The sequence below is a fragment of the Kribbella sp. NBC_00359 genome, from assembly GCF_036097425.1.
In the GTDB taxonomy this organism is placed as follows: domain Bacteria; phylum Actinomycetota; class Actinomycetes; order Propionibacteriales; family Kribbellaceae; genus Kribbella.
In genome coordinates this window covers 1815198-1838494 of the sequence record NZ_CP107975.1, presented here as the reverse complement: position 1 = coordinate 1838494, position 23297 = coordinate 1815198, and the positions used below count along the sequence as shown (strand labels likewise).

The following is a 23297-nucleotide window of genomic DNA, read 5'->3' as shown; positions in this document are numbered from 1 at the left end:
GTTCAGGGACGTGCACCGGGGTCGCCGCTTGCCCCGGGAGCCGCGTGTCCCAGGCGGCCGCCGTACCCAAAGAATTTCCGTCGATTCTGTAACACTCGGCCCGTCACCAGCGATACACCCTGTGTAACGCCACTGAGGATCCCGTCCCAGGTCAACCGCCCGAAGGGCCTGGGACGGGGTTCTCGTTCGACGCGAGGCGCCCCGGCAGCGTTACGCACGAAGGCCCCCGGTCGACTACCCCGGGGGCCTTCATGCGTTATCCCCTCCTCAGCTCAACGCACGCTTTCGGTGCGCTACGACGCTCGTTCGCTTGGGCCGTCCGACGCGGGCAGCGCGATCCGGTCCGCCGGCAGGCGTTCCGTCCGCTCCGTCCCGTCGACCTCGTACTGCACCAGACCCGTCCATCCCGTCTCCTCGTGCTCGCGGCCGATCAGCCAGCCGCGACGCCACTGACCGTCCGCCAGGACCATCACGTGGCTGGGCAACGGAAGGCGGGACACCAGATCGGTGCCGGGCTCGAACTCAGTCATGGCCGAAGGCTAGGTGGTTTCGGCGCTCCGCGCCTCATGGAAGCGTGTTCCCTCATAGAGTTCTCAGACTCTGGGCAGTAGTTCTCGTACGACGCCAACAGGCAGCCCCAGTTCGCGTACTGAGCCGGTCACTTTCAGCGCTCGCCCGCCGGGGATGTGGCTCACCCACCCGTGCTGCAACGCATGTCCACACAAGGCCGCACCCACCGCGCCGGCGATATGCGGGCGCCGCTCGGTCACGTCGAGGCACGATCTGACTACAGCCCGTCCGCGCTTCGGCTCGACCTCGATGCCGAGATCCGCCAGCCAGGCCAGTCCCGCCGGCGTCAGAGCGATCCCGTCCGACCAGTCGAGCAGGCCGCGCTCGGTCATCGCATCCGCGAGCGCCACGCCGAGCTTGCCGGCCAGGTGGTCGTAGCAGGTCCGGGCTCGCGCGAACGCGTCTCGTTTGCTGACCGCGGACAGGCTGTTCGCGACCTCCGTACGCCGTGGTGCGAGCGCGGCGAGTCCCTCGATCAACTCGGCCGTGTCCGGGCCGGCGAGTTTCACGTAGCGATGCCGGCCCTGCCGAACCTCGGTCAGCAGCCCGCCCTCGACGAGCAGGTTGAGATGCTCGCTGATCGTCGGCCGCGACACCTGCGCCACTCGCGCCAGTTCGGTAGCCGTCCAGGCCCGCCCGTCAAGCAACGCCAGGCACACCGTCGCCCGGGTCCCGTCGGCCAACATGCGAGCCCAAGCAGCCAACTCCTGTCCCTCTGCCTGCATGCTCATGACCTCATCATGCCGCTCCGACAGTTCGGTCAGCGCCGAAGCGACCGCCGCCTAGCGTCGGAACCATGACTCACCTGACGATCGAACCGTCCATCCTGTACGTCGGTACGCCGGTCGCACTGCTGTCCACGGTGAACGACGACGGCACGAGCAATCTCGCCCCGATGTCGTCCGCCTGGGCGCTCGGCGACGTCGTCGTACTCGGCGTGGGTGGATCCGGTCAGACCGCCCACAATCTGCAACTCCGGCCCGAGCTGGTCATCAACTACCCGTCGCCGGCGCAGTGGGAGGCGGTCGAGCGGATCGCCGGCCTCACCGGCCGCCATCCGGTGCCGGACGCGAAGAAGGCCCGGTTCCGCTTCGAGCGGGAGAAGTTCAAGGCGGCCGGGCTGACTCCGGTGGCGTCCGAGCGGGTCGCGCCGCCGCGCGTTGCCGAGTGTCCACTGCAGTTCGAGGCCACCGCGGTCGAGGTCGAATTCGATGCCGGAGGCACCTTCTTGATCATCCAGGCGAAGGTGCTGCGCGTGCACGCCGACGACCGGATCGTCGTACCGGGCACGTCGTACGTCGATCCGGACGCGTGGTCGCCGTTGATCTACAACTTCCGGCACTACTTCGGTCTCGGCTCGGAGCTCGGTGAATCCTTCCGCACCGAGACGCCTAAACGTGGCGCAAGCGGTCGACTTCCTCGTCACTGAGGACGACGTCCAGACTCGCCAGCACTTCGGGCAATTCCGTGGCCGGTACGACGCGCTCTGTCGTCCGGCCGTCGGCGTACTCGACGGCGAGCTTGTCGCCGACCAGCCGGCGGACGACGCCGTCGGCGACGCGCATCACCACCGGACGGCCGGTGAACGGCGAGTTCGGGTGGGTCGAGACGTAGTGGTGGTAGACGTCGTAGTCGATCGGGCGGACCGGCTCGTCGTTGGAGGCGTGCTGCGGAACCCAGCCGTCCGCGGTGTGCTTCGAGAGCGTCCACACGTCACCGTCGAGGGTGAGCCGGTGATCCCATCCGCCTTGGTCGACGACCACGCCGTCCTTGAGCGGAGTGGGGTAGAGCTGGCCCGCGCCGAAACCGACGTCGGCCAGGAACTCCTGCCCATCCACACCGACCTTGAGGAGAGCGTGCGTCCGTGGACCGGACTTGTGCGGCTGCACGCGCGCGACTCGTCGTACCACCTCGAAGCCGAGACGTTCGAGTGCGGCGCCGAACAGCAGGGTGTGCTCGTAGCAGTAGCCGCCACGCTGCCGGCCGACGAGTTTGGCCTGGATCGCGTCCAGGCCGAGGCCGGGATGCGTGCCGAGGATCACGTCGATGTTCTCGAACGGGATCGCCAGCACATGGGCCCGATGCAGGCTGTGCAGGCTGTCCGCCGACGGTTCCACCCGGGCGTGCCCGATCCGTTGCAGGTAGGCGTCCAGGTCCAGGTCTTCGATCTGCCACATGACGCCTACCTCAACACTTCGAGTTCAGTTGAGGTCAAGCTCGGTGAACAAGGTCAGCTGGATGCCGCCGGGGGTCTCCAGGCGGGCGTTCAGCGAGTTCCACGGGGTGCGGGTCGGCTCGGCGATCACCGAGGCGCCGGCGGCGGCCAGTCTGCGCGTCGTCTCCGCGGAGTCGTCGACCTCGAAGGCGACGCGGTACTTGCCGGCCACCCGGCGGCCGACCTCGACCTCGTCGATGAAGTCGGCCTGGCCCGGGTCGGCGATCTCGAGCGTGGCCCGTTCGACCTCGAGGATCGTCACCCGTCCGTTCTCCGAGGAGTACGACGCCCGCTCCGGCAGCCCGAGCACGTCCCGGTAGAACGCCACCGCCTCGTCGTAGTCGTCCGCTGTCACGACCAACCGCAGTTCCTTGACCGTCATGGCTTCAGTATCGGTCCCTGACAGGAGCTACCAGCCCTGGGCGAGGGCAGTGGTCCGCGGTGCCGGGGTGAGGCGGTAGCCGGTGTTCGCCGAGAACTCGGCCGACAGGGCGAACCGGTCCCCGCGGACCACGGTGTGGCGCCACTCGACCGGACGGTTCTGCGTGGTGCCCTGGCGAATGATGGAGAAGACCGCGGCGTTGGCCGGGCAGTGCAGCAACACCCGCTCGGCCGGTGTCGGGTTGATGGCGCGGATGTCCTCGCGGCCGTGGTCGAGGCTGAGACCGGTCCGGACGGACAGTTCGTTGTAGAGGCTGGTGTGGGTGAAGTCGGCGTCGAGCAGTGGTTCGGCGAGTGATGCGGGGAGCCAGACCCGGTCCAGGGCCAGCGGTTCGTCACCGGCGTACCGGAGCCGCTCGAGGTACAGCAGTGGGCTCGACGCCTCCAGGTCGAGCCGGGCCGCGATGACGCCGTCGGCTCTGATGTCGAGCGCCCGTACGACGCTGTGCTGGGACAGACCGGATGCCTCGACGGACGAGAACAGGCTGTAGAGCGCGCCCATCGGCTGCCGGATCTCCGGCGCGGCCGCGACCCGGGGCTGGCGGCCGCGTTCGGCCACGATCAGGCCGTCCGAGCGCAGTTGGCCGAGTGCCTGCCGGACCGTGTGCCGGCTCACCTCGTAGTCCTCGACAAGCGCGAGCTCACCGGGGAACGCCTCGTCGAACTCCCCGGACCGCAGCCGCCGGACGAGATCCTGCTGCAACTGCTTCCAGAGCGGCTGGCCGCCGGAGCGGTCGAGCCTGCGCACGGTCATCTCGGGGTGTCCTCCCAGTGGGCTTGCCAAATGTCCGGTCATCTCCTAGCTTAAATGTGCGTACATTTCTGCGAAAGGAGCCGGCCCGATGGTGCAGGTCGAGGTTAGGCCAACCGTCACCCCGGTCGCTGCTCTTCACCACCCGCGGCTGCACGCTGTCTGGTCCGGAGTGACCCAGCGGGCGCTCGGTCTGCTCGTCGTGCTGGCCCTCGCCGCGATCGCGCTCCCGCTCGGTCGACTCGTTCCGGTCGTCGGCGGACCCGTGTTCGGGATCGTGCTTGGCGTGCTGGGCGGCCTGCTGATCCCGGCGCTGCGCGCCGAGCGGTGCCGGCCGGGCTACGACTTCGCCTCGAGGAACCTGCTCCAACTGTCGATCGTCATCCTCGGCACCGGCCTGTCTCTCCAGCAGGTGGCTCGCGTCGGCGCGTCCTCGCTCCCCGTGATGCTCGGCACACTGGCGATCGCGCTCGGCGGCGCCTGGCTCTTCGGCCGGCTGCTCGGTGTCCGCGGTGATACGCAGACGTTGATCGGCGTCGGTACGGCGATCTGCGGCGGATCCGCGATCGCGGCGGCAACAGCCGCGATCGGAGCGAAACGCTCGTCCGTCGCCTACGCACTGGCGACGATCTTCACCTTCAACGTGGTCGCCGTACTCACGTTCCCGCCGCTCGGCCACCTGCTCGGTCTGAGCCCGGAAGCCTTCGGATTGTGGGCCGGTACGGCGATCAACGACACGTCGTCCGTGGTCGCGGCCGGGTACGCCTACAGCCAGAGCGCCGGCGACCAGGCCCTTGTCGTCAAGCTGACGCGCTCGTTGACGCTTGTGCCAATCGTTTTGGTGCTGGTCTTCCTCAAGTCGCGCCGCGATTCCCGCGTAGCCGGCGCCAAGACCAAGCTGCCCTGGCGCAAGCTGGTCCCGCTGTTCCTGATCGGCTTCATCGCGGCAGCGGGTCTCCGGAGTGCAGGCGCCGTACCCGAGACCTGGCTGCCGACGCTGAGTCTGATCGGCACCTTCCTGATCACATCCGCGCTGGTCGCAATCGGCCTCTCACTCCGGCCGAAAGAACTGCGCGACGCAGGACCCAGACCGCTCCTCCTCGGAGCAATCCTCTGGATCCTGGTCGCGCTCGGCAGCCTCGGACTTCAGTCTTTCTCGTAGGCGGCCTGGCGGGTCTGGATCGCCTGGATTCGTGGTACGTCGAGCTTGCTGGTGCGGTCGAAGCGGTAGATGCCGTTCTCTTCCTGGAACACGTCGGTCAGTTGCGTGTAGCAGTAGCCGAACATCAGGGGGTTGTCGAGCAACGCATCGACCAGGCCGGCGAAGCGGGTGTAGAACTCCTCCTCGTCCGCGACGCGCTGTCCGTAGCCCCAGGAGTCCTCGCTGCGCCCGCTCTTGCCCGCGGCCGCCGCCTCCGCGTTCCACCAGATGCCGCCGAACTCACTGCAGAAGTACGGCTGGCCGGCGTACGGCTGGGAGATCGGTCGCCCGTCGTGCCCGCCGACGTTCCCGTACGGCTTGTCGTCCACCAGGTCGGCCATCTGCTTCGCGAACTCGGTGGGGTCCTGCTCGTAGTTGTGCGAGTCCCAGACATCGGTTTCCGGCACGCGGTGCGAGTAGCCGGACGCGTCCAGCACCGGCCGGGTCGTGTCGGCGGCCTTCGTGGCAAGGAACATCGCGCGGGTGACATCGTCCAGCTGGGTGATCCGGTCGTGCAGGAGTTGGTGTGTCTCGTTCAGCGGGCACCACCCGATGATCGACGGGTGGCTGTAGTCACGCTCGACCGCTTCCAGCCACTGCGCGACGTACGACGCCGTCGGCTGCTGATTGTCGTTGCCTGTGTCACCGACTCCCGAGCCCCAGTCGCCGAACTCGCCCCAGACCAGGTACCCGAGCCGGTCCGCGTGGTACAGGAACCGCTCCTCGAACACCTTCTGGTGCAGTCGCGCGCCGTTGAACCCGGCCGCGATGCTCAACTCGATGTCGCGGACCAGCGCCTCGTCGGACGGCGCCGTCATCAGGCTCTCCGGCCAGTACCCCTGGTCCAGCACGAGCCGCTGGAACACGTGCCTGCCGTTGATCAGGATCGCCTTGCCGTTGATCGACACCGAGCGCAGTCCGGCGTAGCTGTCCGCGGTGTCCACAACGTTGCCGTCGGCATCGATCAGCTCGAGGAGTACGTCGTACAGGTGCGGGTCGGCCGTGTCCCAGAGGCGGACGCGGCCGGCCGGGATCTGCAGCGTGAGCCGGGGCGCGAGGTCGAGGTCGGCGCGGACCTCCGCCTGCGTGACCTCGCCGTCGCTGTCCTTCAGCGTCGCGCGGATCTTCCAGTCCGGCTTGTTCGCCGACACCGGTACTTCGAGGTGGAAGCTGGAGCCGGCCACGTCCGGGGTGATCCGGGGGCGGCCCAGGTGCACGGTCGGCACGGCCTCGAGCCAGACGGTCTGCCAGATGCCGGTGGTCCGGGTGTAGAGGCAGCTGTGGTTGAAGTAGAGCTGACTTTGCTTGCCGCGCGCCTGCGGACCCTTGTGGGTGTCGCGGGCGCGGACCACGATCGTGGCCTCCTCGCCCGGCCGGGCGACCTTGCTCAGGTTGGCACTGAACGGCGTGAAGCCGCCACGGTGCCGGACCACCTCGACGCCGTTCACCCACACGGTCGCGTCGTGGTCGACCGCCTGGAAGTGGAGTACGGCGTCCTTGCCGGACCACTCGGCCGGGATCGTCACGGTCGTCCGGTACCAGACGGCTTCCAGGAAGTCGACGTTCTCGATCCCGGACAGCTGCGTCTCCGGCGCGAACGGGACGGTGATCCGCTGTGCCAGGTCGCGCTCGCGCACCCCGCGCTCCAGCCCGGAGTCCGACCGGTCGACCTCGAACTGCCACTCACCGTTCAGATTCACCCACTCCGCCCGGACGAACTGCGGACGCGGATACTCGGCACGAGGCTGGCTCATTCGTACTCCCGGAAGCTGAAGTGCAGCGGTCGACAAGCACAGTACAACGTTGGAATACCCCCGGCAACGGCTCGCCCCACCAACTGTTGTGAACCCCCTTCGCGACGAACTGTGGTCGAGCCCTCGCGCCCCGCTCCGCTCGCCCGCCGGCCGCCCCACCCACCCTTTGCCCCCACGCGCTGCCGCGCTTCACGACGCGCCGCCGCGCTTCACGACGCGCTGCCGCGCTGATCACGCGCTGGCGCGCTTCACGACGCGCTGGCGCGCTTTGGTGTGCGTGCTCCTGCGTCGCACGCGTGAGGGCGGGGTGGTCGCGGCGTACCGGGGCCTGAGAGGGCTGGTGTGGTCGGGTGGTCGCGGGGTTGCCGGGGTTCGGGAGGGCTGGTGTGGGGTGCTGGAGAACGCGTGACGGGCGGGTGGTCGCGGGATGTGGATCGTGCGTCGGGCCGTGGCTGCCGGGTGATGAGCGCGGCTGTGGGGCGGGGGATTCGCGCGGGCTTGCCGCATGTCCCTCGGCGGCTCGCCTGCGGTGGGCGGAAAAACCAGGTGATCGGGGTGGCGTGGTCGCCTAAGGTTGTCGTGATGATGCGTTTCTGAAGGTGTGCGCGATGCGGCAGGTGGGTGCATCCCTGACGTGATTCGCGTGCGCCGCGATCTCGGCCATTTGTCGATCGCGACCTTCAGAGGATCATCGTGTCCAGAATCTCCGATCGCCTCGTCCTGCGTACGCTGGACGGGGCGGTAGACCTGCTTCTGCAGGACCTTCGAGCACTGCCTTCGCTTCACTCCATCCGTCAGACGTCTGCCGTCACCGTGGAGTGTGCGGTGGACGGTCGGCTCGACGAACTCGCGGCCTGCCCGCTCTACTCGACCGCCGCGATCGTCTTGCCGGACAGGACAACCGGCTTGCTGCGACAACTCGAGCAGTCGATGGAGTACGGCGTACTCGCGACGCTGAAGCCGTCCGGGTTTCGAGTCGGCGCTGACGAGGGCAGACCCGACCTCATCGCGGCCGTGGAGCACCACCTCGGGTGGGTGAATCGGCCCGGCGGCTGGGATGTCAACCTCACGCGGACGGGAGACGGCTGGGTCGCCGAGGTCGGTCCGCTCTCGTGGATGCGAAGGTTCGGGCGGTTGGAACGGTTGCCGTGGTCAACCACTCCGCTCGTTGCCGAGGTCCTCGTCCGGCTGGCGAAAGTACACAAGGATCACCGGGTCCTAGACCCGTTCTGTGGGACGGGCACGATCCTCCTCGCCGTACGACGGCGTGAGCCGACTGCACACGTTGTCGGCGCCGATCACGACCCACGGGCGATCGCGATGGCCCAGCGCAACACGACGGGCTCGGTCCATCTGACTCGAGGCAAGGCGGAAGCTCTCCCTTTCCCGCCCGGCAGCGTGGATCGGATCGTCACGAACCTCCCGTTCGGCAAACAGGTCGGCAGCCACCGCGCCAACCGGACGCTCTACCCGGCCGTCCTGGCCGAGATCGATCGGGTACTCGCGATCGACGGGAGAGCCGTCCTCCTCACCGAGGACAAACGCCTGCTACGCGAGGCGATCGACCACCAGAAGGCGCTCAAGGTCATCCGCCAACGCCTGCTCAGATACAACGGCGCCACCCCGACCGCCTACGTCCTCACCCGCACCCGTCGAGCATCGAAGTGACAGTGCCTACAGACCTAGGAGGCGAGCGCCGTTGTCTCGGCACACGGCGCGGAGCCAGTCGTCGCCCAGGCCCAGGGACTCCAGGGATGACAGCTGCACGGCGTACTCGTACGGGATGTTCGGGAAGTCGGTGCCGAGGACGATGCGGTCCTCCAACTCACCCAGGCTGGAGACCAGGTCGCGGGGAAAGGGCATCAGCGACTCGGTGAACGGGGTCAACGCCATCGTCGTGTCGAGGTGGACGTTCGGGTACGACGTCAGTGCCAGGTGCTCGGCGTACTCGGGCATGCCCAGGTGGGCGATGACTGCGGTCAGCTGTGGGTGCTTCCGCAGTACCTCGCCGAACGGGCCCGGACCGGTGTGCCGGCCGGGGATCGGCCCGGAGCCGCAGTGCACGACGACCGGTACGCCGGCCTCCGCGAGCTGACCCCACACGTCATCGAGCCGGCCTGATCGCGGGTCGTAGTCGCCCACCTGCAGGTGGACCTTGAAGATCCGGGTGCCCAGCTCCAAAGCCTCGCGCACATATGCGGCCGCGCCCGGTTCCGGATAGAACGTCCCGCTGGGCACGCAACCCGGCGTCGACGCGGCGAAGTCTCGCGCCCAGGCGTTGAGCCACGCGGCCATGTCCGGCTTGTGCGGATAGACGAGCGCGGGAAACGCCCGAACCCCCAACGTCTGAAGGGTTTTCAGCCGCTCCTCGACCGGCGTCCGGTAGGCGATCGGCCAGTCGGTGCCGTAGTACTCGGAGGCGTGATCGAAGTACGCCCAGACGGCGTTCATCACCTGGTCCGGCAGGAAGTGCACATGCACATCCACCAGCCCGTCCAGCCCCAACCGCTGCCACCAGCCTGGAACGTCTTCGTCGCGCACGCGCCCAGCCTAGACACGCGGTGCGGTTGCGCGGCGAATACCTAACGACCCATAGTGAGTTTTGGGCATTAGAAACGAGAGGCAGGGTCATGGACTATCGGCCGGAGTTGGTCGGCGGACATCTCGCGCTCGATCTGGTCAACACCGTGGCGTGGCGGTTGGACGATCGGCGCAGGATCGACCGGATCGCGGATCCGGTCGGCCTCCGGAGGTGGTTGACAGCCACGGGCCTCGATCCGGCCGGAGAAGATCCAGGTGAGCTGCGCCGCACGCTGGTGCGATGCCGTGAGACGGCTTATGCCGTCCTGCGTCCGCTCGCGGCCGGCGACGAGCCTCGCGCCGCCGATCTCGCCGTACTGCGGGAGGTGGCCGAGGACGCCGTACGCAACGCCACCCTGGTCAGCGCGCGGCCGTTGACCTGGCGCGCCGGGACCGTCGCCGGCCAGGTGCGGTTGGCCGTGTGGAGGTTCTTCGAGGATGAGGACCTGCACCGGTTACGGCAGTGCGCCGACAACGACTGCGGCTGGTTGTTCCTGGACCGCAGCAAGAACGGTTCGCGGCGGTGGTGCAGTTCGGCGGACTGCGGCAATCGGGCCCGGGCGCGCAGGCATTACCAGCGTCACTCCGGAGCGCCGGCATGATCGCGATCGACCGGACCTCCTTCGCCGCTGGAGTCCGGCTCGGACTCGGACCGGCCGGTGCGGGGTTCGTCCTGGCGCTCAGCTTCGGCGCCGAAGCCGAGGCTCGGGGCTGGGGACTCGGGCTGCCTGTCCTGTTCTCGGCGCTGGCATTCTCCGGATCCGCCCAATTCACGTTGCTGACGGCATTGTCCGGAGGGACTGTGGCGGCCGCCATCGCCTCGGCGGCCTTGATCAACGGGCGTTATCTCGTCATGAGCATCGCCCTCAACGACAGCCTCCACGGCAGCCGGCTGTCCCGGGCTCTCCAGGCCCAGGCCCTGGTGGACGCCTCGTTCGTCTTCGCTCACCGCGACGATGGACGGTACGACGTCTCCCGGCTGATCGGCGTCAGCCTGCCGCAATGGATCGCCTGGGTGCTCGGGACCGCGGTCGGCGCACTGACCGCTCCATCGCCTGAGCTGATGCACAGGCTCGGGCTGGACGTGGTGTTCCCGGCGTTCTTCCTGGTGCTCGCGCTGGACGAACTGAGGCGGTCCCGTCGAGCGTTCGCCGCGTCACTGCTGGGTGCCGGTATCGCAGCGGTCTTGCTGCTGGTGACCGATCCGGGCTACGCCTTGCTCGGCGCCACGGCCGCGGCACTGATCGGCCTGATTCCGGAGCATGACTCCGAGCCCGCGAAGCTCACGGAGGAGACGTCATGAGGCTCTGGCTGGCCGCGCTGGCCGTCACCGTCGTCAACTGGCTCATGAAGGCCGGTGGCCCGCTGTCGATCGGCGAACGCAGGCTGCCGCCGGCGGCGATCCGGGTGGTAGGTCTGATAGCTCCCGTACTGCTAGCGGGTCTCATCGTGACAGAACTCGGCGGCAAGCGACTGGACTGGACACAACTCGCCGGAGTCGGTGCCGCCGGCATCCTTTCTGTCCTGAGAGTTCCGCTGTTGCCGGCGGTCGCCGCGGGCATCGCCCTGGCCGCCGGGCTGCGGCTGCTGCTCGGCTGACCAGGTCGAGAGGTCAGGAGTCCGCGAGCCAGGAGAGTAGGCGGCCCTGGGACCACGAGCGGCCTAGGGACTCGGCGTGGAGGGTTGAGTGGTCGAAGACGGCCAGGCCGATGATGCTGTGGCCGGAGGCGGGGCGGTCGCCGAACGTTGGGATCGCCGGCGCGACCCCGACCCCCTCCACGGACACCCACGCCACCGGCCGGTTGGTGGCCGCTCTGTCGAGGCGGTGCAGGAAGCGCAGCCGGCTCTCGAGCGAGAATTTCGACAGCGCCCACGTCGTGGTGACGACAGGCAGGGCGTCCGCGGGCACGCTCGCGAAGGCGTCGGGCAGCACCTCGATGGCGTCACCTCGCATCAGCAGCGGAGGCGCACTCGCCGCCAACGCCAACTCTGCCTCGAGCCTCGCGAGGTGCTCTGCTTGATCCGGCCACACGCAGGCGCGCAACCATCGGGCCTCATCCGCGTCGGTCACGTCGACCGGATCGAGGTCGACGCCGACCCGGCCGACGACCTCAGGCAGCGCCCGCGCCGGAACTGGCCGGTCGCCCACGATCGAAGCCGACAGTTGCACGGGAGACGACGGATCGCCCAGCGCTTGCCCGTTGCTGTACGCGATGCCAACCCGATCGACAGTGAGATTGAACCCGGCCGAACAGCCCACATCGATCAGCCCGACCGCGTTCGCGTCGACCCGTCGCGCCGCCTCGGCGATGGCCGGATACAACACGGCGCCGCGCCCGGTCTCGTTGGTCCACGGCTTCCGGCGTACAGCGACGGTCACGACTGAGTCGGTCATGCGCAGCAATGTGTCGATCGCCGCGCCGGCGGCAGCGTCGCCGTCCGCAGCGGCATAGGCCGCGGTCAGCGCCGGGGCGCGTCCGGCGAGGGCGAGGTCGTGCAGCGCGGCGAGGATCACCGTGGGGTGCCGCTTGCGCGCCGGCGCCGCCTCGATGGCGCGCAGTGCCTCCTCGGACTCGCTCAGGGCCACGGCGACGCGCTCGTACAGCGGCGATGTGCCGGCGGCGTCGACCTCACCAAAGTGCCGATACACCTGAGCGAGTGTGCGGACCCTTCCCACGGATGGCGATTCTAGGTCAGCGATACTCGGCCAGTCGCGGCCGGAGTCCGGCAAGAACCAGCAGTACGACGAGCGCACCCGCGCCCCACGGGATCAAACCCCAACCGCGTAAATCCCGCTCACCGGCGGTCACCGCGTCGTCGAACGCGTTCTGATTGATGGCGGTCACCTGAACCAGCGTCTTGTCGTAGGCGCTGAAGGCAGCGTTCGACCCGCCCGGTGCGTAGCTCGTGCAGAGCTGGATGGCGGCGTTCAGGTCGCCGGCGGTGTTCAGTGCGCGGATCCGGCGGTCGTCGCGCTGGTAGACCTGGAACGCGGTGAGTGTTGCCTCCGCCGCCGCCCGTTCGCCGCTGAAGGTGATGTTGCGGAACTCGGTCCCGAGGAGCCCGGTGAACCGCAGATCGTCGTGGTCGGTCCGATAGGACCTGATCGCGTCGTCGTACAACGCGTCGAAGGTCGGGATCGTCGCGCCCGGCATCCCGACGACCTGCGACGACTTCTCCAGGAACGCCTGCTCGTACCGGGCGGCGCGCTGCGGATCGAGCAGGTAGCGGCTCTCGTCCGCGTTGGCGTCGTAGCTCACCGCCCGGGCCCGGGTGAGCACAAGGATCGAGTCGAAGGCGTCCTTCTTGGCCACCGTCAGGTGCTGCGCCTCGTGCGTCAGTACAACCGATCCGCCGATGACCACCGCGGCGGAGATGACAGTGGCCGCCAGCAGGGCCGGATTGATGAGGCGATGCATGCGGTGGGCAAGGAAGACCTGCAGCCACACGAGGACGCCGATGAGGATCAGCCCGACGAGAAGGAGGAGTAGCCGGCCGTCCGTGATTCCGGCGCGGCGGTCGTCGTAGGTGTGATCGAGGGCGGCCGAGTTGGCCTCGGTCAGAGCCGCGACCGCGGGCAGCAGGTCGTCGTGCATGAGATCGCCCGCCTGCCTGAACAAGGTCAGCGCCGCCGCCGGAGGCCGGCCCAGCACGGCCGGGTCGGCCTGGCTTTCGAGCAGGATGACCTGAGCGGCGAGCGCCTCGTACCGACCGAGTCCGTCCAGCACGGTTCGGATCCGCTCCACCGCGGCCGGGTCGGTGCCCGCGAGTACGGCGGCCTGCTGCAGGTTGCTGTTGACGGTCCGGCGGTCGCTCTCGTAGATGTCGAGCGACTGCTGCCGGGTGACACCGAGGTCGCCGCGGTACGCGACGAGAAGGATGTTGGCGAGCTGAGCGTCCATGTCGTTCAGGGCGAACGTCACACCGGTCGTGCTGACGACCTGCGGCGCCATCTGGTGCCCGATCTGGTTCCACCCGGACCGGACGTTCCCCACCGCGACCTGGCAGATCGCGACCACCCCGATCGTCGCGACCAAACACGCCGCACCCAGCAAACGCATCCATTGCGGCGTGTTCAACCTGCGTCTGCCCGCCGGTGCGACGACGTGTTGCGGTCGGACGGTGTGCGAGCGCACGCGCTCGTCGATCGACAAGGTCCCCTCCTCGAGCCGCCGTGATCCTAAGGAGGACCACCGGCCACTCGCAGCGGTTCTTGCCGACCTCTATCAGCCTTCTCGCACAGGTCTATCGCCGTGCGGACGGAACGGGTCGTCGGCGGGGAGCCAGATGGCTGGATCGGCCAGGTCGATCGCCACGTCATCGGTCAGCGCCGACAGCGCGGCCCGTACGGCGGCGCGCGGCTCGTCGCGGCGGGACACCAGCGCCCACGTCCAGACCGGCACCGGATCGGCCACCGGCCGACGGACCATATCCCGGGGCAGCGGCGTCGCATCTCGCTTGGGCGATCTGACGATCGGCCGGCGCAGACGTCGTACGTGGTCGAAGAACGCCGGTCCGGTGATCCCGTGATCGTCGATCCGGACCAGCTCGGCGCCGGTCGCCCGGGCGAACTCCACTGCGTAGATGTTCCACGACGCCCACGTCGCGGTGTCGGTGTCCAGCAGGACCGCTGTGTCCTTCGCGCGTACGGCGGACTCGTCCGGACCGAACGACACAGCGGACAACCGGTCCGCGCCGATCAGCCGGCCGTCGAGATCCTGCTCGGCCAGGTCGGTGGCTCGGACCCAGCAGATAGCCAGGTCGATGCTGCCATCGGCGACCCGGCCCGCCTGCGTGTGCGAGGGCATCACCCACGCGTCGACCCGCAGCTGCGCGACCCCGGAGGTGCGCTCGGCGAGATCGGCCGGACGCCAACTGACGTATCCGAGCCGCACGGGCTCACTCGCCGCGAAGCCGGCCGCCGTACGACGCAACGCGTCGGCCTGCTCGAGCATGGCGCGCGTCTGCGGAAGCAGCGTCTCACCGATGGCCGTCAGGGTCACAGTCCGGCGGTCGCGCTCGAACAACCGGACACCGAGGTCGCGCTCCAACGATTTGATCTGCTGCGACAGCGACGGCCCGGCGATGTGCAGCCGGGCGGCGGCGCGGCCGAAGTTCAGCTCCTCCGCCACCGCCACGAAGTACCGCAACTGCCGCAGTTCCACTCGCTGATCGTAGTAGGCCGGGCCTCTCAGCTGAGAGAAAACCGGTCGTGGAAAACCTCACATGGTTCGACAACTATCGAAGTACAAACCTTCGAGAAAGAGAGAACCATGAGTTCCCAGAAAGTCGCCGTCGTGACCGGTGCGTCCCAGGGCATCGGTGCGGCCCTCGTCGCGGCGTACCGCAAGCTCGGCTATGCCGTCGTCGCCAACTCCCGCACGATCGCACCGTCCGACGACCCGCTGGTGCTGACCGTGCCGGGCGACGTCGCCGAGCCGGGCCTGGGCGCCCGGATCATCGAGGCCGGACTGCACGAGTTCGGCCGGATCGACACGCTGGTCAACAACGCCGGCGTCTTCCTCGCCAAGCCCTTCACCGAATACACGGCCGCCGACTACGACCTGGTCCTCGGGGTCAACCTGCGCGGGTTCTTCGAGCTCAGCCAGAGCGCCGCCGAGGCGATGCTGGCCCAGGGCGGCGGTCACATCGTCAACATCACCACCACCCTGGCCGATCACGCCCTCAGCACCGTGCCGTCCGCACTGGCATCGCTCACCAAGGGCGGGCTGAACTCGGTCACGAAGTCGCTCGCCACCGAGTACGCCTCCCAGGGCATCCGGGTCAACGCCGTTGCCCCCGGTGTCATCCGTACGCCGATGCACCCGGACGAGACGCATGAGTTCCTGGCCACGCTGCACCCGGTCGGCCGGCTCGGTGAGATCGAGGACATCGTCGACGCCGTCATCTACCTGGAGGGCGCCGCGTTCGTGACCGGCGAGATCCTGCACGTGGACGGCGGCCAGTTGGCGGGCCACTGACGATGAAGGCCTGGCGGTTGGCGGGTCAAGGTGCGGCGGCGCTGGCCGGTGGCATGGGCATCGGGAGGTTCGCCTACACCCCGATCCTCCCGATGATGCACACCCAGGCGGGCCTGTCGCCCCGGCTCGGAGCGGCACTCGCAACCGCCAACTACACCGGCTACCTGGCCGGTGCGGTAGCCGCGATCGTCGCCCCGAGACTGACCCACTCCCGCTGGACCCTGCGGCTGTCGTTGCTGATCCTGGCGGCGACTCTCGGGCTCATGCCGCTCAGCCAGAGCGGTCCGCTCTGGCTGGGTCTGCGGCTCGTCGCGGGGATCGCTAGCGCGCTGGTCTTCGTGATCGCCGTCAGTGCAATGCTCACGCGGCTGCACAGCCATCACGTGGGCTGGTCGTTCGGGGGTATCGGCGCGGGCATCGCGCTGTCCGGCGCCGTACTCACCGACAACTGGCAGCACGCGTGGTGGATCACGGCCGCACTCACGCTCGCCTGCACAGTGCCGGCCTGGCACCTGCCCAGCGCTGCACCAGCCGAAGCCCTCAAGCCGGCCGAGCCGAGCAGGTTCGGCGCATTGCTGACCAGTTATTCGCTGGAAGGCGTCGGCTACATCATCGCGGGCACGTTCCTCGTTGCCGCGATCAACGAGACCGCGTCCGCACGAGTCGGCAGCGGGGCCTGGGTCGTCGTCGGCCTGGCCGCCCTGCCGTCATCGGCGCTGTGGGCCTGGCTCGGCAGGAGGTGGTCGCGGCCCGCGCTACTGCTGACCGCGCTTCTCCTGCAGAGCGTGGGCATCGCGCTGCCGGCGCTGTTCGAGGGCCCGATTGCCGCGGTCCTGTCCGCCGCGCTGTTCGGCGTCACGTTCCTCGGCGTTGCCAGCATCACGCTGGCGATCGGTGCGCATCCGCGGGCCGTCGCCATCCTCACCACCGGCTACAGCCTCGGACAGATCGTCGGCCCGCTGGCTGTCGGCCCATTGCTTCACCACGGATATCACCAGGCGCTCCTGGTCAGCGCCGGCGTCGTGGCACTCGCCGCCACCGCCGCTGCCCTCGTCCGCCCCCAACCCAACCTAGGAGAACTCTCATGACCGAACTCGACATCCTGCACACCGTCCTCGACGAGTGGAAGGCCGGTGTCGACGCCCACGAGCCGAAGCGGGTGGCGTCGACCTTCACCGACGACGCGATCTTCCAGGGCCTGCACCCGTACGGCGTGGGCCCGGACGACGTGGCCGAGTACTACGACTCACAGCCGCTCGGGATGAGCGCGTCGTACCGGATCGTCGAGCACCGGCGGCTGGCCGACGACCTGATCCTCGGGTACGCCGCGGTCGACTTCTCGTTCACCGACCGGCCGACGTTGCCGCTGTACCTGAGCGTGATCCTGCGCCAGGTCGGTGACTCCTGGCTGATCGCGCACTATCAGGTCTCGCGGCTCCACGAGGTCTGATCGGACAGCCAGAGGTTGGTGAGTCCCTTGAAATGGGTGAGGAACTCCTCCTGCTCGTGAGCGGGGTAGGTGCCCGCGACCGTCTCCCGGAGCAGGCGGTCGAAGTCGGCGCCGGCGACCCACTCGCGGACGCGGGCGTCGAAGTCGGGCAGGTGCTCGGCACACCATTCGTGGTACTTCGCGGTCTCGAAGTGCTCGTCGGCCAGAGCCAGATAGCCGTCGAGTTTGGCGTCGTAGTCGAGCGACTCGTCGTCGGCGATCGCGAAGTACCGCTCGGTGTGCAGGTCGACCTTGCTCCGCCGGCCGGTCGCCAGCGAGAACACCGACCACTTCACCAGCGCGCTGATCGCCCACGGGAAGTAGTAGTGCAGCGAGGTCACCGCGACGTCCGGGCAGGCGTTGGCGTAGTCGATCGGGTAGACGTCGTCACCCTTGACGAGCATCTCGCAGGAGTTGAACTCCCAGCCGAAGAACGCGTTCACGATCCGGCTGATCGCCACGGCCTGGTGCCCGGCGGACGGGTTGAGGAAGTCGTGCGAGACGGCGTACCGGTTGTGCATCGGCTCGTCCGGGCGGAAGTCCATCACCATCGTCTCGGCGCCGATCGACAGCGCCCGGGCGAACTTGTCGTACTCGACGGTCGCCTGCAGGTGCATCAGCATCTCGCCGGACTCGTCGTACGCCGTGTGCAGGTCGTCCTGATTGTTGATCCGGGAGACGCCCCGCCAGCCGCCGCCGTCGAACGGCTTCATGTACAGCGGGTAGCCGAGGTCGGCGGCGATCGCGTCCAGGTCGAACGACTTGTTGTACTTCGCCGACGTGTAGGCCCAGCGGACGTTGTCGAGCGGGTTCTTGTACGGCACCAGCACGGTCCGCGGGATCTTGAGTCCGAGCCGGAGCATCGCGCAGTACGCCGAGTGCTTCTCCATCGACTGGAACGTGAACGGCGAGTTCAGCAGGTAGGTGCCGTTCATCAGCGCGGCCTTCTTCAGCCACTCGCGCGGGTGGTAGTACCAGTACGCGAGCCGGTCGATCACCAGCCCGACCCGGACCGGGTCGTTCAGGTCGAACGGCTCGATGGTCAGCCGCCGGGACCCGAACTCGTGCTCGTGCCCGTCGAGACTGACCGGCCCGACCCGCTGCAGCAGCGCCTCGAACGCCTGCGGCCAGTCCTCCTCGGCTCCAAGCAACAACCCGATCAAATGCCGCGAGCGATCAGCCACAGTCATCCTCCGTACGTCGGCGTGCTTCGAGGGTAGGGACGTTCCGCCCGCCCGTCGACCGCACCGGTGCCCAGGGACGCGCTACGCCCGCTTGAGCTCGAGCACGGGAATGGTGCGGACCCCGGCAGTCCGGCGTTCGTACTCGGCGAATCCCGGGTAGCGTCGCGCCTGTTCGGCGTAGATGCGGTCCCGCTCGGCGCCGGTCAACTCGCGGACGCTCACCTTGTAGGTCTCGGTTCCGCGTTCGATGGTGCCGTCGCCGGCGGCCGTCAGGTTGCGGTACCAGTCCGGGTTGGTCGGTGCCCCGGCCTTGGTGGCGAAGACGTAGATCGTGTCCGGCTCGGTCTCGTCCGGGAGGTACATCGTCGGGGTGACGTACTCCCGGCCGCTCGTGCGACCGCGGGTATGCAGCAGGGTCATCGGAGCGCCCTCGAAATTCCCGCCGACCCTGCCCTCGTTCGCCCGGAACTCCTCGATGGTCTTCGTGTTCCAGTCGCTCACGGCGAATCTCCTTCTCCTAGCAGAACCGCGGCAGGTGGTGGGCGATCTGCCGGCGCCACCAGGGCCAGTCGTGCGCTACGTCGTACCCCCAGAGGTCGAAGTCATGGGGGATGCCCTTCGCCTCCAGTACGGCGGCGGTCGCGCGAGCCGACGGCAGCGAGCCGGTGGGGTTGGTCTCCCAGTCGCCCTGACCGACCGTGAGCACGATGAAGATCCGGTCGCGCAGCCACTGCAGGTGGTCGCCCTCGAGGTTCGGCAGGTAGTCGGCCGGGTTGTTGAAGTACGTCGCCTCGCCGCGCTCACCCCACGCGTGCCAGCTGGCCGCGTCGTAGTTGCCGGACTGGCAGATCGCAATCGGGAACAGATCCGCCCGTTTGAACGCGAAGTTGAGCGCGTGGAAGGCGCCGAGACTACAGCCGGTGGTGATGATGTCACTCACGCCCGGGGAGTCCGAGCCGATCGTCGGGACCACCTGATCGACGATCCACGACTCGTACAGCCCGTGCCGGCGGGCGCGGTCCTCGAGCTGGATGCTCCGGTCCGACCAGCTGACGTGGTCGAAGGAGTCCACGCAGTACAGCTTCACCCGGCCGGCCTCGATCAGGTCCGCGACCGCGTCGACCATGCCGTTGTTCTCGTAGTCCCAGGCCCGGCCCTGTTCGCTCGGGAAGACCAGCACCGGGCGGCCGAAATGCCCGTAGCGGATCACCGTCCCGCGGCGGTCAAGCCCCGGTGCCTCCAACTCGACCTGCTCCCGCTCCATCAGCCCCACCCCAGGTCTGTCGCAGTAGATCCGTGAGATCAGGATCCAGCACATCACGCCAGGCTGTGAAGTTGTGCATGTCCGGCGTTTCGCCGAACGCCACGGTGAGCCCGAGATCGGCGAGTTTCGCCGCCATCACCCGGTTGTTGTGCACGTTCTCCTCGGCCGTCCCGGCGGTCATCCCGACCAGCGGGGTACTCGGCGCCGTGGTTGCCGTCAGCACCTGCTTCACGAAGCCGGTGACCCGGGCGTAGAACTCGAACTTCGACTCCTGCGGGTCCGTCTCCGGTGTGAAGAACGACCCGGACTGCAGGAACAGCCCGTCGAAGGTGCCGGGATAGTGCCATTCCGCGTGCAGCGCCGCGAGCGCTCCCAGGCTCGCGCCCATCATCACCGGCTTCCGGCTCCGGTACTGCGCTTGTACGGCAGGGAGCACGTGCTGCGTCAGGGCTTCGGCGTACTGCGGGTTGGCGGCGTACCAGAGGTTCCGGGCGGTGGGGTGGATCAGGACGAGCCGGAACGGCGCCAGGATTCCAGAGGCGACCATCGCGCCGGCGTAGTGGGTCAGACCGGCGTACGCGGCGAACTCGGGACCGTCGTGGGCGAGCAGGAGCGGGAGCTCGAAGGTCGGCGCGATGCCTTCCGGTGCCCAGACCTGCGCGTCGACCAGCCCGAGCGGGGACTCCACGGTCAGCGGGGTCAGCGTCGACGCGATCGACTCAGCCGCGATCCAGGCGGGCTCGACGTACCCGGGGAGCGGCAGCCAGGAGTGCTCGCCGAAGGCGCCGCCGACGAGCCGCGGGTTGGTCGGATCGGTCCGCATCCCGAGGTCGGCGATGTCGAACAGGTACTCCATCCGGTGCACGGACGGGCGCGGCAGGCGCAGCTCCCACCCGTAGTCGACCGGCTTGAACTCGAGCAGCTCGGCCGCGAGTCCGAGCTCCTGCCAGAGCCGGACCCCCGTGAAGGCATGCGAAGGGTCGCCGAGGCGGAACACCACCTCGGCCCCTTCGACCGCACTCAGCACAGCAGGCATCCGACCAAGGTACAACCGGAATCACTGACAACAGGTGTCAGTGATAGCGGTCTATCGTTGGATCGTGGTCGATCTCACGGACATCAGGGCAGTCGCGGCGGACCTGCCGCGCAGCTACGAGGTGCTGGTGCGCGACCGGATCAAGTTCCGGGTCGGGCAGATCGTGTACCTGGCGGTGGCGCCGGACGAGCAGACGATCGGGATCGGGTTCCCGCGGGAGGAGCGAGCCGCGGCGCTGGCGGCCGAGCCGGACAAGTTCCTCCCGCCGCGGCCCTCGGACGAGCGGTTCCAGTGGATCGAGGTGCGGCTGGCCGCGCTCGAGTTCGACGAACTCCGCGAGCTGATCCTGGACGCCTGGGCGATGTGCGTCCCGAAGAAGGTCCGGGCCGAGTACTTCGGCAAGTCGTAAGTCTGGGCCCAGGGCAACCATCTCATCCCCTGGTAGTAGGACAGAACCATTCTGATGGCCGATGGTCGGCGGCGGTTCGCGAAGCACTCTTGAAGGTATGACCGGAGACTTCCTCCCCCGGCGCCGGCAGGCGTCGCTCCTCAGCCAGGCCCTGACCGTCGTGATCGTGCTCGCCGTCGTCGGCCTGGCTGCCTATCTGTTCAGCTAGGAATCCCAGCGGACGTCGGCCTCGCCCGGCCGGACCACACCGGCCTCGTAGGCGACCACGACCGCCTGCACCCGGCTGGACAGGCCCAGCTTCGACAGCACGCTGCTGACGTGGGTTTTCACCGTCGTCTCGCTGACGAACAGCTTGGTGGCCAGGTCCCGGTTCGACAGGCCGCGGGCCATCCAGACCAGGATCTCCCGCTCGCGCTCGCTCAGGTGTCCCAGGAGCCCGACCCACCGCGGATCCGGTTGCGCCGGCGCGGGTTCCGCCGTACCGCCGACCTGGCGCTCGAGCTCCATGCAGCGCTCCAGCAGCACCCGGGTCGACGCCGGGTCGACCAGCGAGTCGCCCCGGTACACCGCGCGCACCGCGGACACCAGCAGGTCCGGATCGGTGTCCTTGAGCAGGAACCCGGACGCCCCGGCCCGGACCGCGCTCAGGACATACGCCTCGTCGTCGAAGGTCGTCAGCACCAGTACGGCGGGACGCGAACGGCCGGCCGCCTTGTTGGCGGACGTGATCCGCTCGGTTGCGACCAGCCCGTCCATCACCGGCATCCGGATGTCCATCAGGACCACGTCCGGGTCGTACTGCTCGATCAGCCGGAGCGCCTCCTCGCCGTCCCCGGCCTGGGCGACCGTGGTCAGGTCCGGTTCGTGGTCGAGGATCATCGCCAGACCCATCCGGATCACGCCCTGGTCGTCGGCGACCAGGATCCGGATCTGCCCGGACTCCGGCTCGTTCAGTTCTGCGGCGGCAGCCATGCCTGCACCCTCCATCCACCCAAGGGGCCGGCCGCGACGGCCAGTGTGCCGCCGACCGCCGTCGCCCGTTCCCGCATCCCGATCAGTCCGTTGCCGCGGCCGCTCTCGCTCCGGCGGGCGGTCTCCAGCACGTTCACCGGCGGCGGCCCACCGCTGCCGTTGTCGTCGATGGTCAGCAGCTCGCCCTGCGGTCCACTCTGCCAGGTGACCCGGGCGGCGGTCGCCTTGGCGTGGACCATCACGTTGGTCAGCGCCTCCTGGATGATCCGGACCGCGGTCAGGTCGGTGGCCGAGGTCAGCTGCCGCTGCCGCGACGGCAGGTTCATGCTCACGTCGATGCCGACGGCCTTCAGCCGGTCGCCCATCCGCGCGACGTCGGACAGATCCGGGACCGGAGTGGTCCCGCCGCCGGAGCCCGGCGAGGCTCCGTCGACGCCCGGCGAGGCGGTGTTGAGGACCCGGACCGTCTCCCGCATCGCGGTCAGCGCTTCCTTGCCGCTGGCAATGATCCAGCGGATCGCCTCCCGCAGCACCTCGGGCCGCTGGTCGGCCACCCGGTCGGCGGCCTGGGCCCGGATCACCACCGCGCTGACGTGGTGGGAGATGACATCGTGCAGGTCGCGGGCGATCCGGGTGCGCTCCGCGACGGCGGCCCGCTCGGCCTCGACGGCGCGCAGCCGGACCAGTTCGGCGTTCCGCTGCTCCAGCAGGGCGACCGACTTCCGCCGCCGCCGGGCGTCCGCACCGAGCAGCACCATGCCGCAGATCAGCGCCTCGGCGAAGACGAACAGCGACACGTCGATGTAGCTGTAGAGGCTCGACAGATCCCTGGGCAGTTTCTGGTACCGATCGCCGTACAGGATCGCGCGGTTCGCGTGGCTGAGGACGATCGCGACCACGGTCGGCAGGCCGATCATCAGTGCGGCCAGGCTGCCCATGGTGAAGAACAGACAGGTGAAGCGCCGTACGCCGCTCGATGCCGCCAGATACCCGACGACGAGGAGCGGGACCAGGTGGATCTCGGACTGCAGCGCGGCGTCGCTGATCTCGGGCTGGCCGAAGACCGTGATCCCGACCTGGGCGGCCAGGCCGGTGCCGACCGCGGCGTACAGGAAGGGGTAGAGCACCGAGACGATCACCAGCATCGTGCGCGGGACCCGCCGGCCGAAGGCGACCGTGGCGACCAGGAAGACGCCGGTCACCACCGAGACGGCCGGGTTCTGCGGCCGCAGCCCGCTGTCGTTGATGAGGTTCAGCGCCGTGAACCAGACCAGCCCGATGAGCGCAGCGAGCAGCAGATCCTGCTGCGGCTGCGCCAACCGGCGCCAGATACTCATCACGTCGCCCAGCGTAGTCAGCCGGTGTTCGCCGAAGCTTCATCTGCCCGGAGGGGCAGGCTCTCCAACTTTTGGAGGAGGCTCGGCGTCCGAATTGATACTCAGGGGCTACG

At 68.6% G+C, this 23297-nt stretch carries 26 protein-coding genes; 10 read left to right on the top strand and 16 right to left on the bottom strand.

Going from position 1 to position 23297, the window contains the following annotated elements; all coding sequences use genetic code 11:
- Positions 1-293: 293 nt before the first annotated feature.
- Together OG876_RS08930 and OG876_RS08925 are read right to left on the bottom strand one after the other, a co-directional pair.
- The gene (locus OG876_RS08930) at positions 294-530 is read right to left on the bottom strand and encodes a hypothetical protein (protein WP_328524320.1); all 237 of its coding nucleotides are present in this window, start codon (positions 528-530) and stop codon (positions 294-296) included.
- A 63-nt stretch (positions 531-593) separates the two neighbouring features.
- Complete coding sequence (locus OG876_RS08925; protein WP_328524319.1) at positions 594-1301, bottom strand: ArsR/SmtB family transcription factor; 708 nt, start codon at positions 1299-1301, stop codon at positions 594-596.
- 65 nt (positions 1302-1366) lie between these two features.
- On the opposite strand from OG876_RS08925, the gene OG876_RS08920 reads away from it, so the two are divergent.
- The gene (locus OG876_RS08920; protein WP_328524318.1) at positions 1367-1999 is read left to right on the top strand and encodes a flavin reductase family protein; all 633 of its coding nucleotides are present in this window, start codon (positions 1367-1369) and stop codon (positions 1997-1999) included.
- Here OG876_RS08920 and OG876_RS08915 read toward each other — a convergent pair.
- From OG876_RS08915 to OG876_RS08905, 3 genes are read right to left on the bottom strand one after another with little or no spacing between them, the layout of a single operon-like run.
- A complete protein-coding gene (locus OG876_RS08915; RefSeq protein WP_328524317.1) occupies positions 1962-2747 on the bottom strand; it encodes an arylamine N-acetyltransferase family protein in 786 nt (261 codons plus the stop codon). The genes OG876_RS08920 and OG876_RS08915 overlap by 38 nt on opposite strands.
- 24 nt (positions 2748-2771) lie before the next feature.
- Complete coding sequence (locus OG876_RS08910) at positions 2772-3167, bottom strand: VOC family protein (RefSeq protein WP_328524316.1); 396 nt, start codon at positions 3165-3167, stop codon at positions 2772-2774.
- Positions 3168-3194: 27 nt separating this feature from the next.
- Positions 3195-3980: a GntR family transcriptional regulator gene (locus tag OG876_RS08905; RefSeq protein WP_328524315.1), complete on the bottom strand. Its 786-nt coding sequence runs from the start codon at positions 3978-3980 to the stop codon at positions 3195-3197.
- Between the two features lie 88 nt (positions 3981-4068).
- Here OG876_RS08905 and OG876_RS08900 point away from each other — a divergent pair, with 88 nt between their 5' ends.
- Positions 4069-5139, top strand: coding sequence for a YeiH family protein (locus OG876_RS08900; protein WP_328524314.1), 1071 nt, complete (start codon positions 4069-4071; stop codon positions 5137-5139).
- Here the strand turns inward: OG876_RS08900 and OG876_RS08895 are convergent.
- Positions 5124-6932: a glycoside hydrolase family 2 protein gene (locus OG876_RS08895; RefSeq protein ID WP_328524313.1), complete on the bottom strand. Its 1809-nt coding sequence runs from the start codon at positions 6930-6932 to the stop codon at positions 5124-5126. The two genes, OG876_RS08900 and OG876_RS08895, sit on opposite strands and share 16 nt — an antisense overlap.
- An 825-nt stretch (positions 6933-7757) precedes the next feature.
- Between OG876_RS08895 and OG876_RS08890 the strand changes: the two genes are divergently transcribed.
- Positions 7758-8600, top strand: a complete 843-nt coding sequence (locus OG876_RS08890) for a TRM11 family SAM-dependent methyltransferase (RefSeq protein WP_328524312.1) — start codon at positions 7758-7760, stop codon at positions 8598-8600.
- Between the two features lie 6 nt (positions 8601-8606).
- Here OG876_RS08890 and OG876_RS08885 read toward each other — a convergent pair whose 3' ends face one another.
- Positions 8607-9473 (bottom strand): amidohydrolase family protein, encoded by an 867-nt coding sequence (locus tag OG876_RS08885; RefSeq protein WP_328524311.1) that lies wholly within the window; start codon positions 9471-9473, stop codon positions 8607-8609.
- 89 nt (positions 9474-9562) lie between these two features.
- Between OG876_RS08885 and OG876_RS08880 the strand changes: the two genes are divergently transcribed.
- The 3 genes from OG876_RS08880 to OG876_RS08870 are packed head-to-tail and all read left to right on the top strand — an operon-like array spanning position 9563 to position 11111.
- Positions 9563-10114 carry a CGNR zinc finger domain-containing protein gene (locus tag OG876_RS08880; protein WP_328524310.1) on the top strand — a complete coding sequence of 184 codons (552 nt, stop codon included), beginning with the start codon at positions 9563-9565 and terminating at the stop codon, positions 10112-10114.
- Positions 10111-10815 (top strand): AzlC family ABC transporter permease, encoded by a 705-nt coding sequence (locus tag OG876_RS08875; RefSeq protein ID WP_328524309.1) that lies wholly within the window; start codon positions 10111-10113, stop codon positions 10813-10815. The genes OG876_RS08880 and OG876_RS08875 overlap by 4 nt, the downstream gene beginning before the upstream one ends.
- Positions 10812-11111, top strand: coding sequence for an AzlD domain-containing protein (locus tag OG876_RS08870; RefSeq protein ID WP_328524308.1), 300 nt, complete (start codon positions 10812-10814; stop codon positions 11109-11111). The genes OG876_RS08875 and OG876_RS08870 overlap by 4 nt, the downstream gene beginning before the upstream one ends.
- Positions 11112-11124: 13 nt before the next feature.
- Here OG876_RS08870 and OG876_RS08865 read toward each other — a convergent pair whose 3' ends face one another.
- The 3 genes from OG876_RS08865 to OG876_RS08855 form a co-directional block, all read right to left on the bottom strand.
- Positions 11125-12162 carry a DUF2332 domain-containing protein gene (locus tag OG876_RS08865; protein WP_328524307.1) on the bottom strand — a complete coding sequence of 346 codons (1038 nt, stop codon included), beginning with the start codon at positions 12160-12162 and terminating at the stop codon, positions 11125-11127.
- Between the two features lie 43 nt (positions 12163-12205).
- Positions 12206-13573 carry a hypothetical protein gene (locus tag OG876_RS08860; protein ID WP_328524306.1) on the bottom strand — a complete coding sequence of 456 codons (1368 nt, stop codon included), beginning with the start codon at positions 13571-13573 and terminating at the stop codon, positions 12206-12208.
- 165 nt (positions 13574-13738) lie between these two features.
- The gene (locus tag OG876_RS08855) at positions 13739-14677 is read right to left on the bottom strand and encodes a LysR family transcriptional regulator (RefSeq protein WP_328524305.1); all 939 of its coding nucleotides are present in this window, start codon (positions 14675-14677) and stop codon (positions 13739-13741) included.
- A gap of 108 nt (positions 14678-14785) precedes the next feature.
- On the opposite strand from OG876_RS08855, the gene OG876_RS08850 reads away from it, so the two are divergent.
- From OG876_RS08850 to OG876_RS08840, 3 genes are read left to right on the top strand one after another with little or no spacing between them, the layout of a single operon-like run.
- The gene (locus OG876_RS08850) at positions 14786-15493 is read left to right on the top strand and encodes an SDR family NAD(P)-dependent oxidoreductase (protein WP_328524304.1); all 708 of its coding nucleotides are present in this window, start codon (positions 14786-14788) and stop codon (positions 15491-15493) included.
- A gap of 2 nt (positions 15494-15495) precedes the next feature.
- Positions 15496-16581 (top strand): YbfB/YjiJ family MFS transporter, encoded by a 1086-nt coding sequence (locus tag OG876_RS08845; RefSeq protein ID WP_328524303.1) that lies wholly within the window; start codon positions 15496-15498, stop codon positions 16579-16581.
- Entirely contained in the window at positions 16578-16943 is a 366-nt protein-coding gene (locus tag OG876_RS08840; protein WP_328524302.1) for a YybH family protein, read from the top strand. The genes OG876_RS08845 and OG876_RS08840 overlap by 4 nt, the downstream gene beginning before the upstream one ends.
- Here OG876_RS08840 and OG876_RS08835 read toward each other — a convergent pair.
- The 4 genes from OG876_RS08835 to OG876_RS08820 form a co-directional block, all read right to left on the bottom strand.
- Entirely contained in the window at positions 16916-18166 is a 1251-nt protein-coding gene (locus OG876_RS08835; protein WP_328524301.1) for an ATP-grasp domain-containing protein, read from the bottom strand. The genes OG876_RS08840 and OG876_RS08835 overlap by 28 nt on opposite strands.
- 81 nt (positions 18167-18247) lie before the next feature.
- Complete coding sequence (locus OG876_RS08830) at positions 18248-18667, bottom strand: nitroreductase family deazaflavin-dependent oxidoreductase (RefSeq protein ID WP_328524300.1); 420 nt, start codon at positions 18665-18667, stop codon at positions 18248-18250.
- Between the two features lie 16 nt (positions 18668-18683).
- Positions 18684-19430 carry an esterase family protein gene (locus OG876_RS08825; RefSeq protein WP_328524299.1) on the bottom strand — a complete coding sequence of 249 codons (747 nt, stop codon included), beginning with the start codon at positions 19428-19430 and terminating at the stop codon, positions 18684-18686.
- On the bottom strand, positions 19390-20466 hold the full coding sequence (locus OG876_RS08820; RefSeq protein WP_328524298.1) for an alpha/beta hydrolase: 1077 nt from the start codon (positions 20464-20466) through the stop codon (positions 19390-19392). Before OG876_RS08820 ends, OG876_RS08825 begins: the two co-directional genes overlap by 41 nt.
- A 64-nt stretch (positions 20467-20530) precedes the next feature.
- On the opposite strand from OG876_RS08820, the gene OG876_RS08815 reads away from it, so the two are divergent.
- Positions 20531-20875 (top strand): MmcQ/YjbR family DNA-binding protein, encoded by a 345-nt coding sequence (locus OG876_RS08815; protein ID WP_328524297.1) that lies wholly within the window; start codon positions 20531-20533, stop codon positions 20873-20875.
- Positions 20876-21079: 204 nt separating this feature from the next.
- Here OG876_RS08815 and OG876_RS08810 read toward each other — a convergent pair whose 3' ends face one another.
- Both OG876_RS08810 and OG876_RS08805 read right to left on the bottom strand, forming a co-directional pair.
- Positions 21080-21847, bottom strand: coding sequence for a response regulator transcription factor (locus OG876_RS08810; protein ID WP_328524296.1), 768 nt, complete (start codon positions 21845-21847; stop codon positions 21080-21082).
- The gene (locus tag OG876_RS08805; protein ID WP_328524295.1) at positions 21826-23184 is read right to left on the bottom strand and encodes a sensor histidine kinase; all 1359 of its coding nucleotides are present in this window, start codon (positions 23182-23184) and stop codon (positions 21826-21828) included. Before OG876_RS08805 ends, OG876_RS08810 begins: the two co-directional genes overlap by 22 nt.
- Positions 23185-23297: the final 113 nt, after the last annotated feature.

Excerpts from the sequence above, each read along its gene's own strand:
- OG876_RS08870 (WP_328524308.1), top strand. The coding sequence starts at position 10,812 with ATGAGGCTCTGGCTGGCCGCGCTGGCCGTCACCGTCGTCAACTGGCTC.
- OG876_RS08805 (WP_328524295.1), bottom strand. The coding sequence starts at position 23,184 with ATGAGTATCTGGCGCCGGTTGGCGCAGCCGCAGCAGGATCTGCTGCTC.
- OG876_RS08930 (WP_328524320.1), bottom strand. The coding sequence starts at position 530 with ATGACTGAGTTCGAGCCCGGCACCGATCTGGTGTCCCGCCTTCCGTTG.
- OG876_RS08820 (WP_328524298.1), bottom strand. The coding sequence starts at position 20,466 with ATGCCTGCTGTGCTGAGTGCGGTCGAAGGGGCCGAGGTGGTGTTCCGC.
- OG876_RS08845 (WP_328524303.1), top strand. The coding sequence starts at position 15,496 with ATGAAGGCCTGGCGGTTGGCGGGTCAAGGTGCGGCGGCGCTGGCCGGT.
- OG876_RS08905 (WP_328524315.1), bottom strand. The coding sequence starts at position 3,980 with ATGACCGTGCGCAGGCTCGACCGCTCCGGCGGCCAGCCGCTCTGGAAG.
- OG876_RS08895 (WP_328524313.1), bottom strand. The coding sequence starts at position 6,932 with ATGAGCCAGCCTCGTGCCGAGTATCCGCGTCCGCAGTTCGTCCGGGCG.
- OG876_RS08850 (WP_328524304.1), top strand. The coding sequence starts at position 14,786 with ATGAGTTCCCAGAAAGTCGCCGTCGTGACCGGTGCGTCCCAGGGCATC.
- OG876_RS08925 (WP_328524319.1), bottom strand. The coding sequence starts at position 1,301 with ATGAGCATGCAGGCAGAGGGACAGGAGTTGGCTGCTTGGGCTCGCATG.
- OG876_RS08810 (WP_328524296.1), bottom strand. The coding sequence starts at position 21,847 with ATGGCTGCCGCCGCAGAACTGAACGAGCCGGAGTCCGGGCAGATCCGG.
- OG876_RS08840 (WP_328524302.1), top strand. The coding sequence starts at position 16,578 with ATGACCGAACTCGACATCCTGCACACCGTCCTCGACGAGTGGAAGGCC.
- OG876_RS08880 (WP_328524310.1), top strand. The coding sequence starts at position 9,563 with ATGGACTATCGGCCGGAGTTGGTCGGCGGACATCTCGCGCTCGATCTG.
- OG876_RS08875 (WP_328524309.1), top strand. The coding sequence starts at position 10,111 with ATGATCGCGATCGACCGGACCTCCTTCGCCGCTGGAGTCCGGCTCGGA.
- OG876_RS08825 (WP_328524299.1), bottom strand. The coding sequence starts at position 19,430 with ATGGAGCGGGAGCAGGTCGAGTTGGAGGCACCGGGGCTTGACCGCCGC.
- OG876_RS08915 (WP_328524317.1), bottom strand. The coding sequence starts at position 2,747 with ATGTGGCAGATCGAAGACCTGGACCTGGACGCCTACCTGCAACGGATC.
- OG876_RS08860 (WP_328524306.1), bottom strand. The coding sequence starts at position 13,573 with ATGCGTTTGCTGGGTGCGGCGTGTTTGGTCGCGACGATCGGGGTGGTC.
- OG876_RS08910 (WP_328524316.1), bottom strand. The coding sequence starts at position 3,167 with ATGACGGTCAAGGAACTGCGGTTGGTCGTGACAGCGGACGACTACGAC.
- OG876_RS08900 (WP_328524314.1), top strand. The coding sequence starts at position 4,069 with ATGGTGCAGGTCGAGGTTAGGCCAACCGTCACCCCGGTCGCTGCTCTT.
- OG876_RS08920 (WP_328524318.1), top strand. The coding sequence starts at position 1,367 with ATGACTCACCTGACGATCGAACCGTCCATCCTGTACGTCGGTACGCCG.